Origin of the sequence: Paraburkholderia sp. SARCC-3016 (assembly GCF_031119615.1) — a bacterium.
GTDB lineage: Bacteria > Pseudomonadota > Gammaproteobacteria > Burkholderiales > Burkholderiaceae > Paraburkholderia.
In genome coordinates this window covers 36,958-48,293 of record NZ_JAVHZD010000045.1, presented here as the reverse complement: position 1 = coordinate 48,293, position 11,336 = coordinate 36,958, and the positions used below count along the sequence as shown (strand labels likewise).

The following is an 11,336-nucleotide window of genomic DNA, read 5'->3' as shown; positions in this document are numbered from 1 at the left end:
GGGCATGAAGGACTCGAAGGTGATCGTCGCGATCAACAAGGATCCCGAAGCGCCGATCTTCAGCGTCGCCGATTACGGCCTCGTCGGCGATCTGTTCACGCTCGTGCCTGAACTCGTGAACGAGCTCGGCTGATGGGCGGCACAACCGCAAGCGATAGCGCCGGGGCGTAAGACGCCAAGCGCCAGGCGAAACGAAGGGGCGCAGCGATCACCGATCCGGCGCCCCTTTTTTATCGTGCAGGGAGGAGACAGACATGAGCTACACGGCACCCGTCAACGACATGCTGTTCGTGTTGAACGAACTGGCCGGACTCGACGACATCGCCGCATTGCCCGGCTATGAAGACGCGAATGCCGACACCGCGCGGTCAGTGCTCGACGAATCGGCGAAGTTTTGCGGCGAAGTGCTCGCGCCGCTCAATGTCGAAGGCGATCGCAATCCGGCCATATGGCGCGACGGCAACGTCACGACGACGCCCGGTTTCGGCGACGCGTTTCGCCAGTTCACCGCCGGCGGCTGGCAAAGCCTCCAGCATCCGCCCGAATACGAAGGCCAGGGCCTGCCGAAGCTGATCGCCACACCTTGCCTCGAAATGCTGAACGCGTCGAATCTGTCGTTCGCGCTATGTCCGATGCTGACCGACGGCGCGATCGAAGCGCTGCTGACCGCGGGTAGCGAAGCGCAGAAGCAGGCCTACGTACCGAAGCTGCTGTCGGGTGTCTGGACCGGCACGATGAATCTCACGGAACCGCAGGCGGGCTCCGACCTCGCGCTCGTGCGCACGCGCGCCGAGCCGCAGCAGGACGGCAGCTACAAGCTGTTCGGTACGAAAATCTTCATTACGTGGGGCGAGCACGATATGGCGGACAACATCGTCCATCTCGTGCTCGCGCGCACGCCCGATGCGCCGGCGGGCGTGAAGGGCATATCGCTTTTCATCGTGCCGAAGTTCGTCGGCGGCACGGACGGCGCCAACGGGGAGACCCGCACGCGCAACGACGTGCATTGCGTGTCGATCGAGCACAAGCTCGGCATCAAGGCGAGCCCGACCGCTGTTCTGCAGTTCGGCGACCACGGCGGCGCCACCGGCTATCTGATCGGCGAAGAGCATCGCGGCCTCGAGTACATGTTCATCATGATGAACGCCGCGCGTTTCGCGGTCGGCGTACAGGGCATCGCGATCTCGGACCGCGCTTATCAAAAAGCCGTCGCATACGCGAAAGAGCGTGTGCAGAGCCGCCCGGTAGACGGCTCGTCGAAAGACGCGGTCGCGATCATCCATCATCCGGACGTGCGCCGCATGCTCGCGACGATGCGCGCGCTGACCGAAGCGTCGCGTGCGCTCGCCTATGTCGCGGCGGCGCATTGCGATCTCGCGCGGCGGCATCGGGACGCGGCGGCGCGCGCGGACCATCAGGCGATCTACGAATACCTCGTGCCGATCGTGAAGGGCTGGAGCACCGAGCTGTCGCTCGAAGTGACGAGCCTCGGCGTGCAGGTGCACGGCGGCATGGGCTTCATCGAAGAAACGGGCGCCGCGCAGTACTACCGCGACGCGCGCATCCTGCCGATCTACGAAGGCACGACCGCGATTCAGGCGAACGACCTCGTCGGCCGCAAGACGCTGCGCGATAACGGCGCGGTCGCGCAGCAGCTGCTTGCGCAGATTGCGCAAACGGTCGACGCGCTCGGCGCGCAGCGCGGCCCCGCCTTCGAATCGATGCGTCAGCAACTATCGCATGCGCATCATGCGTTGCAGGCGGCGGTGAATTTTGTGGTCTGGAATGCGAAGAACGATCCGAACGCGGTGTTCGCGGGCAGCGTGCCGTATCTGAAACTTGCGGGCATCGTGCTCGGCGGCTGGCAGATGGCGCGTGCGATGCTCGTCGCCGCACGCAAGCGCGACGAAGATCCCTCGTTCTTCGATGCGAAGATCGCCACGGCGCGTTTCTATGCCGAGCATGTGTTGCCGCAGGCGGCGGCGCTCGAAACGTCGATCGTCAGCGCGCGAGGCGACGAGGGTGTGCTCGGACTTTCAACCGATCAGTTCTGATCGGGAGTGGGCGTGGCTGCCCGCGCGGCAACAGGCCTGGCCGACAAAAAGACGGCGCCTCGCGTGCAAACGAGGCGCCGTCTTTTCATTGCGCTGCGCGGCCAGCCGCGCAAACGAAGGGCCGGCGCGTGCCGTCGCGCCGCTTACGCGTAAGCCGGGCGCGGCGTGCTGCCGAACTCGCGAGCGTAGCGATGCACGGAGAGATCGTTCGACTGGATCGCGGGCTTGCGGCCCGAAATCAGATCGGCAAGCAATTGGCCTGAACCGCACGACATGGTCCAGCCGAGCGTGCCGTGACCGGTGTTCGTGAACAGGTTCGAAATCGGTGTGCGGCCGACGATCGGCGTGCCGTCCGGCGTCATCGGGCGCAGACCGGTCCAGAACGTCGCCTTCGAAGTGTCGCCGCCGCCGGGGAACAGGTCGTTCACGCACATCTCGAGCGTTTCGCGGCGCGCGTTCCTGAGCTGCTTGTCGAAGCCGACGATCTCGGCCATGCCGCCGACGCGGATCCGATCATCGAAACGCGTGATCGCGATCTTGTACGTTTCGTCGAGCACGGTCGACACCGGCGCGGCCGCCGGATTGACGACGGGCGCGGTGATCGAATAGCCCTTCAGCGGATAGACAGGAATCTTGATCAGATTCGCGAGGAACTGCGTCGAGTAAGAGCCGAGCGCGACGACGAATGCATCGGCATGCACGGTTTGCTTGCCGCATTTCACGCCGCCGATGCGGCCGCCGTCCATCAGCAGCGCGTCGGTCGGCGTGTTGAAACGAAAGCGCACGCCGATCTGTTCGGCGAGCGCGGCAAGGCGCGTGGTGAACAGCTGGCAGTCGCCCGTTTCGTCGCCGGGCAGGCGCAGGCCGCCGGTCAGCTTGTGCGCGGTGGCGGCGAGCGCCGGCTCGGCGCGCGCGAGATCGGCCGGCATCAGCAGTTCGTACGGGACGTTCGCTTCTTCGAGCACTGCGACGTCCTTGGCCGCGCCGTCGAGCTGTTGTTGCGTGCGGAACAGTTGCAGTGTGCCGCCGGTGCGGCCTTCGTAGTGGATGCCCGTCTCGGCGCGCAGCGCCTGCAGGCAATCGCGGCTGTATTCGGCGAGGCGCACCATGCGCGACTTGTTGACCGCATAGCGTCCGGACGTGCAGTTGCGCAGCATCTGCCACATCCATTGCAGCTGGAATTGCGTGCCGTCCAGACGGATGGCGAGCGGCGCGTGCTTCTGGAACATCCACTTCACGGCTTTCAGCGGCACGCCGGGCGCGGCCCACGGCGACGCATAGCCGGGCGAGATCTGCCCCGCGTTCGCAAAGCTCGTTTCGAGCGCCGGGCCCGCTTCGCGATCGATCACCGTGACCTCGTGGCCCGCGCGGGCGAGATAATAAGCACTCGTCACGCCGACGACGCCGCTGCCTAAGACGACTACACGCATTGCTCGACTCCCAGTAGTTTTCGAGGCACGCCGCGTCTTCATGCTGTGTGTCGATTCGCTGACGCTCGCCGGAAAATTCAGGCTGACAGCGGAATAACAAGGCGACACGCGGAGTGTCCAGTGTTAACCGCTATACTATTGACGTCGATGCAGGTTTTGTTATCGTATTTTTTCAAATTTCAGTAATAAATAGTCGTCAAGAGACCATAGCGATGAGAACGCAGCGTCAGCCGGTCCGCGCGCTCGACAAGATCGATCGCAAGATTCTGAAAGTGTTGCAACTGGACGGTCGCATCGCGATGAAGGATCTGGCCGAACAGGTGGGGCTGTCGGTCACGCCATGCATCGAGCGCGTCAAACGCATGGAGCGCGACGGCGTGATCACCGGGTATTTCGCGCGGGTCAATCCTGCCGAACTCGGCGCGGCGTTGCTTGTATTCGTCGAAATCACGCTCGATCACAAAAGCGGCAACATGTTCGACCAGTTCCGGCGCGAGGTGCAGAAGATTCCGGAAGTGCTCGAATGCCACCTCGTGTCGGGCGACTTCGACTATCTGATCAAGGCGCGCATCGGCGAAATGGCCGACTACCGGAAGCTGCTCGGCGACATTCTGCTGCAACTGCCCGGCGCGGTGCAGTCGAAAAGCTATGTCGTGATGGAGGAGATCAAGGAGACGCTGACGATTGCCGTGGGCGATTGATCGATCGATCGGCCCAGCCGGGCGCCCTGCTTACCGGCTCGGTTGGCGGTGTGCGCGCGGTCGCTCGACAAACCGCGTAAACACTGTATATTTGTACAGGTATTCGCCGCTTTCGACGTACACCTGTGAACAACGCCGACCCCGATTCTTATCCTTCGCATGCCTTTGCCGGCGCTTCGTCTGAAGCCTCTCCGTCCGATGCTTCGTGCGATTTGTCGTATGAATATCCGGTTGCGCCGCCGGTGCCGCGCAAGGGCCGCGGCGCAGTGACGAATCTGCAAGGCCGCTACGAAGTGGATCAGCGCGAAGCCGTCGACGACGGCTGGACTCCGTCTGCCGAGCGGCGAGAGGAGGACGAAGGTCCGGCGCTGCGCACTCAGGTGTTCGACGAATACGCGAAGAGCATCCTCACACATAACGCGTCGCCCGATATCCCGTTCAGCGTGTCGCTCAATCCGTATCGCGGCTGCGAACACGGCTGCATCTATTGTTTCGCACGTCCGACGCACGCGTATCTCGGGTTGTCGCCGGGGCTCGATTTCGAAAGCCGGATCTACGCGAAGGTCAATGCGCCCGAACTGCTCGCGCGCGAGCTTTCGAAGAAGAACTATGTGCCGGAACCGATCGCGCTCGGCGTCAATACGGACGCGTGGCAACCGGTCGAGCGCGATCTGCGGTTGACGCGCCGCGTGATCGAGGTGCTGCACGACCGTCATCATCCGTTTGCGGCCATCACGAAGTCGTCGCTGATCGAGCGCGAACTCGATCTGCTCGCGCCGATGGCCGAGCGCGGCCAGGTGATGGCCGCGATCACGATTACGACGCTCGATGCCGATATCGCGCGCACGCTCGAACCGCGCGCGGCAACGCCCGCGCGGCGTCTGCGCACGATTCGCACGCTCGCCGACGCCGGCGTGCCGGTCGGCGTCAGCATCGCGCCGATCATTCCGTTCGTCACCGAACCCGATATGGAACGCGTCCTCGAAGCGTGCGCCGAAGCGGGCGCAACGAGCGCGAGCTATATCGTGTTGCGTTTGCCTTGGGAAGTCGCGCCGCTCTTCAAGGACTGGCTCGCCGCGCATTTTCCGGACCGCGCGGATCGCGTGATGAGCCGTGTGCGCGATATGCGCGGCGGCAAGGACTACGATTCGTCGTTTGCGCACCGGATGAAAGGCGAGGGGCTGTGGGCCGATTTGCTGAAGCAGCGTTTTGCGAAGGCGACGCGGCGCTTGGGGCTGAATGCGCGGCAGCACGGCATTCTCGATATGTCGCAGTTTCGCCGGGTCGAGCCGCCGCCGAGGCGGGCGGCCGATGACGGGCAACTCGATCTGTTCTAGGCGAGGGCGGCTAAGGCGGCTAAGGCGCGGCGATTATTGCGAAATCGACTTCGCGGCTTCGACTTGCGATTCGAAGTAGGTCTGAAACGTGATTGCGAGGCCTGTCATCAGCAGGAACGCGCCGACCAGCAGCGAAAAGATCACGACGAAGACGACAGTCCAGCCGGACTCGCTGTCGCGCCCGGTGTGCGCATTGAACTGCGCATCCCATTTCTCGTCGGGGCGCAGTCCGTAGACGATCGCCGCCAGAAACGCGGCAAGCAGCGAGATCGCGCCAGGCACGACGAGCACCCAGCCGGGTATCGATGCGCGTTCGGTCGCCATCAGCAGCAGGACGCCCGGTATGCCGATCAGCGTGCCGATAACGTGGGCCCAGCCGAACAGGTCGCGCGCGCCGTACAGATAGAAACGGTGCGCGCCGAGCGAGCCGAAGAAAAACGCGAGCGCGGCGGTCAGGGTTTTGGAACGAAAACGCGCGGGATGCGAAGCAGCAGTCGACATGAAAGTAAGCGGCAAGGTGACGGGCGGCGCGGCCCGAGAACGGATCAGCAAGGGCGTGGAGCGCCGACGCGCATTCTACGCCGCGCGCCTCGTGCCGGTCAGGTGGCGCGGTGACGCGGCCCTGACCGCGCAGCAAGCCCCGGCGTCGTAGGCCTGCGAACCGTGGGCCCCGCCATGAGACCGTCGGTCAGATCTTGACGTGCCCGCTGGGCGGCCGCGCGGGCGCCCCTCCGCCGATCGCGTTGTTATTCCGCACTGGCCAATCGCGCGGCATGCTCGGTTTGTGCCGGTAAGTGTTTGTTATGGCTTTGCTTTCCGGCTATAATCGCGTGTTTCAGTAGTTCCGAACCCGGTTTTCAAGGACTTTAAGTATGGTCATCATCCGCTTGGCTCGTGGCGGCTCGAAGAAGCGCCCGTTCTACAACATCGTCGCTACCGACTCGCGTAACCGCCGTGACGGCCGTTTCATCGAGCGCATCGGTTTCTACAACCCGGTCGCAACGAAGGGCGAAGCGCTGCGCATCGCGCAAGACCGCCTGACCCACTGGCAAAGCGTGGGCGCGCAACTGTCGGAAACGGTGCAGCGCCTCGTGAAGGAAGCGCAAAAGGCGCAACCGGCTGCTTGATGTGGCCGCAGTAAATGTGGCGGCAATGAGCATCGGCCGTCGGCCACGCACCGTGTGTGCCGTCCGATGCTTCGGTTTTAAGGGTGTCGAGACCGGTGTCGATAAGGAGGCCGGCTGATGTCCGCGCGTGATTCAGACAGTCCGGGTCCCGCAAAAGCGTCATCAGGCGCGTCGTTTGGGGTGTTTGCCCGCAAGCCTGCCAAGTCGGGCGCGGCTTCAGGTGTGAAAAGCGCCGCGGCTGCCGGGCCGGCTGAAAATCAGCAGGCCATGCAGGCTGAAACGGCCGAAAGCTGGCCGGACGACGCGATCGAAGTCGGCGCCATCGTCGACGCTTACGGTCTCAAAGGCTGGGTCAAGGTTGCTGCGCACGCGGGCGGCGGGCAGGGCGGCGACGCGCTGCTGAACGCGAAACGCTGGTGGCTGCTCAAAGTGCCGCAACAAGGCCCGCTGCAAGGTAAAACACCAGGCAAAACACCAGGCAACACGCCGGGCCAGAACCCAGGCCATGCGCGAGTGCAAGACCGCAAGTCAGCGCCGGTCGGGCAGTCGAAAGTGCACGGCGACAGCATTGTCGCGCAGCTGGGCGGCCTCGCGGATCGCGACGAAGCGCTGCTGCTGCGTGGCTATCGCGTCTATGTGCGCCGCAGCGATTTTCCGGCGCTCGAAGCCGACGAGTACTACTGGGTGGACCTGCTCGGTCTCGATGTCGTCAACGAGGCGGGCGTCGAACTGGGCAAGGTGGCCGACATGATCGACAATGGCGCGCAGTCGGTGTTGCGCATCGAATACGGGACCACCGGCAAAGACGGCAAGCCGGCTGTTGGCGAGCGGCTCATTCCGTTTGTCGGGGTCTATGTGAAGACGGTGGATCAGGCGGCGAAGCGCATCATCGTCGACTGGGAAGCTGATTACTGAATGATTCGCTGAAGGGGAGAGCGATGCAGTTCGACGTCGTCACGCTCTTTCCGGACATGTTTCGCGCGCTGACCGATTGGGGTATCACGAGCCGCGCGGTCAAGCAGCAGCGCTTCGGGTTGCGTACGTGGAATCCCCGCGATTTCACGACCGACAATTACCGCACGGTCGACGATCGCCCGTACGGCGGCGGCCCTGGCATGGTGATGCTCGCGAGGCCGCTCGAAGACGCGATCGGCGCGGCAAAAGCGGCGCAGGCGGAGCAAGGCATTACCGGCTCGCGCGTGGTGATGATGTCGCCGCAAGGCAGGACGCTCGATCACGGCAGCGTGATGCGCTTCGCGGCGCAACCGGGCCTGATCCTGCTGTGCGGACGGTATGAGGCGATCGACCAGCGGCTTATCGAGCGCTGCGTAGACGAAGAAGTGAGCCTCGGCGACTTCGTGCTGTCCGGCGGTGAGATCCCCGCGATGGCATTGATGGACGCCGTGGTGCGGCAGTTGCCGGGCGTGCTCAATGATGCGCAGTCGGCGGTGCAGGATAGCTTCGTCGACGGTTTGCTCGACTGCCCGCACTACACGCGGCCCGAGGAGTATCAGGGCGTGCGGGTGCCCGATGTGCTGCTTGGTGGCCATCATGCGGAAATCGAGCTGTGGCGCCGGCGCGAAGCGCTGCGCAATACGCTCGACAAGCGGCCCGATCTGATCGCGCGGGCGCGTACGAACAGGTTGTTGAGCCGTGCCGATGAGGCATGGCTCGCAAGTCTCGCGAAAGAAGCATCGAAGGCCTGAGCACGGCTCGGTAGAGTTGTGGCGGGCCAGCGGCGCGAGTCGCGGGACATAGGCGGGGCCGTTCATGCGTGAACGGTTCCAGTGGTGAACCCATCCTCTATCGGGGCCGTCGCCGAACGTCGCAGCACTATTGCACGCAAGGCAGGTACGAACGCCGACAAGATGGCATCAGGAGTCAATCGTGAATCTGATTCAAAAACTCGAGCAGGAAGAAATCGAGCGTGCGCTCGCTGGTAAGACCATTCCCGAATTCGCCCCTGGCGATACGGTGATCGTCAACGTGAACGTCGTCGAAGGTAACCGCAAGCGTGTTCAGGCGTACGAAGGCGTCGTGATCGCGAAGCGCAACCGTGGTCTGAACTCGTCGTTCATCGTCCGCAAGATCTCGTCGGGCGAAGGCGTCGAGCGTACGTTCCAGACGTACTCGCCGCTGCTCGCGAGCATCGTCGTGAAGCGTCGTGGCGACGTGCGTCGTGCAAAGCTGTACTACCTGCGCGAGCGTTCGGGCAAGTCGGCGCGGATCAAGGAAAAGCTCGTGTCGAAAGACCGCGCTGCCCAGGAGTAAGAGCTGTAAGAAAAAGCACCCACCCCGGGTGCTTTTTTTCTGAGTGGTTCAAAATAGCGGGGTATCCCATTTCACCCGCTACCGGGGTTGCCATTGTCCCGTCCCGTCCGTCCTCCTCGCCCGGTCTTCGAGCCCGAATCCCTGCCTGTCGAATCGACCGGCGCCGATCTGCCTGCGGTTACACCTGAACGCCTGAGCGCGGACGGCCTGCGTGCGCGCTTCGACCAGCAGTTGCGCTGGGAGCCCGAGCCTCGCGAAATACTCTGGCGCGACGATATCGACCCACGCGTTGCCGCGGTGCTGATTCCGCTCGTCGTGCGCGATTCCGACATCACCGTGCTGCTGACGCAGCGCGCGGACCATCTGAGCGATCATGCGGGGCAGGTAAGCTTCCCCGGGGGCCGCCGCGAGCCGACCGATGCCGACACGATCGCCACCGCGTTGCGCGAGGCGCAGGAGGAAGTGAGCCTCGATCCGGACCGCGTCGAAGTGCTGGGCGCGCTGCCCGACTACCTGACGAGCACCGGCTTTCGCGTAACGCCCGTGGTCGGCCTCGTGCACCCGCCGTTCACCGTTCACGCCGATACGCTCGAGGTCGCCGATATCTTCGAGGTGCCGCTCGGCTTTCTGATGAACCCGGCGAACCATCAGGTGCGCGTGTTGCGTTGGGAGCACGGCGAGCGTCGCTTTTTTGCAATGCCTTATCCGCGTGGCAATCGAAGCGAGACCGGTGGACATTACTTCATCTGGGGTGCAACAGCCGGCATGTTGCGCAATTTCTATCGCTTTCTCGCCGCATGATGGCTGGCACTGCAAGAGGCGCGCGCAAGCGTCGCGTTCACGACGTTGTCGCTTTGTAATCGCAGCCCCATCGTACCTATTCGACCCTGTGCTATCTTACGGATCGAACGCAAAGGTCGGATGTAAAACCCGGCAAAGCCCGGCAAAACTCGCAATAACTCGAATAGCACGGCGCATCGCATGACTTTTTTTTCCGTATTGCTCGCTCTGATTCTCGAACAGGTCCGTGCACTGTCGCCGAGCAATCCGATCGCGTCGCTGCTTCAATACCATGCGGAATCGACCGCGCATGGCTTCGATGCCGGCAAGGAAAGACATGGCGTGCTCGCCTGGCTCGTCGTCGTGTTGCCGTGGACGCTTGCGGTCGGCCTCGTCTATTTCGTGCTTTACCAGATTCACTTCGTTCTCGCGTTCTTGTGGAACGTCGTGATCGTCTATTTCACGCTCGGTTTCCGGCAGTTCAGCCACTATTTCACCGACATCCATCTCGCGCTCAATAACGACGACGTGCCGCGCGCGCGCGAGATTCTCAACGAATGGACCGGCATCGACACGGTCGATATGCCGGTCAGCGAGATCGTCCGTCATACGCTGATTCACGCGGTCGTGGCTTCGCATCGGCATGTGTTCGGCGTGTTCTTCTGGTTTCTCGTGCCGATCGGTCCGGCTGGCGCCGTCTTATATCGCGTGGCCGAGTATCTCGCGCGCGCGTGGTCGCAGCCGGTCGAGGAGCGCACGGCCGCGTTCTCGACGTTCGCGCAGCGCGCGTTCTTCGTGATCGACTGGATACCGGCACGCTTGACGTCGCTGGGCTTTGCGATTGTCGGTAATTTCGAGGATGCAATCTACGCGTGGCGCAATCATGCGCGGCAATGGCCCGATCCGAACGATGGCGTGCTGCTCGCGGCCGGTAGCGGTGCGCTCGGTGCGCGTCTGTCGGGCCCGCTCGCGGAAATCTCGAGCGTCGATGCGCTCGCAACCGGCGATGGCGGACCGATGTCGGTCGGCGACGACTGCACGCCGCGCACGTTGCAATCGGCCGTGGGCCTCGTATGGCGCGCCGTAATCCTGTGGATGATCCTGCTGCTGATGCTGACGATCGCAGTGTGGTTGTCGTGAGTTCAAGCCCGGGACGGCGCCGGGGCCGGCGTACCCTCTATGGCGGCTCAAGCGGCTCAAGCGGCTCAAGCGGCTCAAGCGGCTCAAGCGGCTCAAGCGCCTCAAGCGCCTCAAGCGCCTCAAGCGGCCTCGCGCTATAGCGGCCACGGCATCGCTACCGCCGCGGCCTGTCCTCACCCGTCCAGCGGATTACGCGGCGTCCCGCACTGCCAGCACACCGTGAACTGCGCTTCGAGCGTTTCACCGCAGTGACCGCAGCGCCACCCTGGCGTGCCGGCCGCCGGCCCGCGCGAAGCCGCATCGATCAACCGTCGCGCCAGCGCTTCGTCGCGTTCGTCGACGAGCCATAACTCGGGCGCGCACTGCTCGGCCGGAATATCGCCTAACGCGCCGTTCAGATAGCGGTTATGCAGCTCACATGCGACTCCCGCAGTGGCAAGCAGATTGACCCAGTGCTGGCCAATCAGCAGGTTCGGTGCGCGCAGCAGCTTGATCA

The 11,336-nt window shown here is 63.7% G+C and carries 12 protein-coding genes and 1 pseudogene; 10 read left to right on the top strand and 3 right to left on the bottom strand.

Going from position 1 to position 11,336, the window contains the following annotated elements; all coding sequences use genetic code 11:
* Together QYH69_RS32120 and QYH69_RS32115 are read left to right on the top strand one after the other, a co-directional pair.
* A pseudogene (locus tag QYH69_RS32120) lies at positions 1-133 on the top strand (electron transfer flavoprotein subunit alpha/FixB family protein); the annotation flags it as partial.
* Between the two features lie 121 nt (positions 134-254).
* Positions 255-2,054 (top strand): acyl-CoA dehydrogenase, encoded by a 1,800-nt coding sequence (locus QYH69_RS32115; protein WP_308835694.1) that lies wholly within the window; start codon positions 255-257, stop codon positions 2,052-2,054.
* A 143-nt stretch (positions 2,055-2,197) separates the two neighbouring features.
* Here the strand turns inward: QYH69_RS32115 and QYH69_RS32110 are convergent, their stop codons facing one another.
* Positions 2,198-3,526: a D-amino acid dehydrogenase gene (locus tag QYH69_RS32110; RefSeq protein WP_374992545.1), complete on the bottom strand. Its 1,329-nt coding sequence runs from the start codon at positions 3,524-3,526 to the stop codon at positions 2,198-2,200.
* 170 nt (positions 3,527-3,696) lie between these two features.
* Between QYH69_RS32110 and QYH69_RS32105 the strand changes: the two genes are divergently transcribed.
* Both QYH69_RS32105 and QYH69_RS32100 read left to right on the top strand, forming a co-directional pair.
* Positions 3,697-4,185 carry an Lrp/AsnC ligand binding domain-containing protein gene (locus QYH69_RS32105; protein ID WP_075157796.1) on the top strand — a complete coding sequence of 163 codons (489 nt, stop codon included), beginning with the start codon at positions 3,697-3,699 and terminating at the stop codon, positions 4,183-4,185.
* A gap of 212 nt (positions 4,186-4,397) precedes the next feature.
* Positions 4,398-5,522 (top strand): PA0069 family radical SAM protein, encoded by a 1,125-nt coding sequence (locus QYH69_RS32100; protein ID WP_308835692.1) that lies wholly within the window; start codon positions 4,398-4,400, stop codon positions 5,520-5,522.
* A gap of 33 nt (positions 5,523-5,555) precedes the next feature.
* On the opposite strand, the gene QYH69_RS32095 is transcribed toward QYH69_RS32100, so the two are convergent.
* Positions 5,556-6,023, bottom strand: coding sequence for an NINE protein (locus tag QYH69_RS32095; protein WP_308835700.1), 468 nt, complete (start codon positions 6,021-6,023; stop codon positions 5,556-5,558).
* A gap of 371 nt (positions 6,024-6,394) precedes the next feature.
* Between QYH69_RS32095 and rpsP the strand changes: the two genes are divergently transcribed.
* The 6 genes from rpsP (at position 6,395) to QYH69_RS32065 (ending at position 10,840) form a co-directional block, all read left to right on the top strand.
* Complete coding sequence (rpsP, locus tag QYH69_RS32090; RefSeq protein WP_075157794.1) at positions 6,395-6,649, top strand: 30S ribosomal protein S16; 255 nt, start codon at positions 6,395-6,397, stop codon at positions 6,647-6,649.
* Positions 6,650-6,766: 117 nt separating this feature from the next.
* Positions 6,767-7,564, top strand: coding sequence for a ribosome maturation factor RimM (gene rimM / locus QYH69_RS32085; RefSeq protein ID WP_308835691.1), 798 nt, complete (start codon positions 6,767-6,769; stop codon positions 7,562-7,564).
* Positions 7,565-7,587: 23 nt separating this feature from the next.
* Positions 7,588-8,355, top strand: coding sequence for a tRNA (guanosine(37)-N1)-methyltransferase TrmD (gene trmD, locus QYH69_RS32080; protein ID WP_308835690.1), 768 nt, complete (start codon positions 7,588-7,590; stop codon positions 8,353-8,355).
* 181 nt (positions 8,356-8,536) lie between these two features.
* A complete protein-coding gene (gene rplS, locus QYH69_RS32075) occupies positions 8,537-8,920 on the top strand; it encodes a 50S ribosomal protein L19 (RefSeq protein WP_308835689.1) in 384 nt (127 codons plus the stop codon).
* A 93-nt stretch (positions 8,921-9,013) separates the two neighbouring features.
* Positions 9,014-9,721 (top strand): CoA pyrophosphatase, encoded by a 708-nt coding sequence (locus QYH69_RS32070; RefSeq protein WP_308835688.1) that lies wholly within the window; start codon positions 9,014-9,016, stop codon positions 9,719-9,721.
* Between the two features lie 180 nt (positions 9,722-9,901).
* A complete protein-coding gene (locus QYH69_RS32065; RefSeq protein ID WP_308835687.1) occupies positions 9,902-10,840 on the top strand; it encodes a CobD/CbiB family protein in 939 nt (312 codons plus the stop codon).
* A 173-nt stretch (positions 10,841-11,013) separates the two neighbouring features.
* Here the strand turns inward: QYH69_RS32065 and QYH69_RS32060 are convergent, their stop codons facing one another.
* Entirely contained in the window at positions 11,014-11,334 is a 321-nt protein-coding gene (locus QYH69_RS32060; RefSeq protein WP_308835698.1) for a putative signal transducing protein, read from the bottom strand.
* Positions 11,335-11,336: the final 2 nt, after the last annotated feature.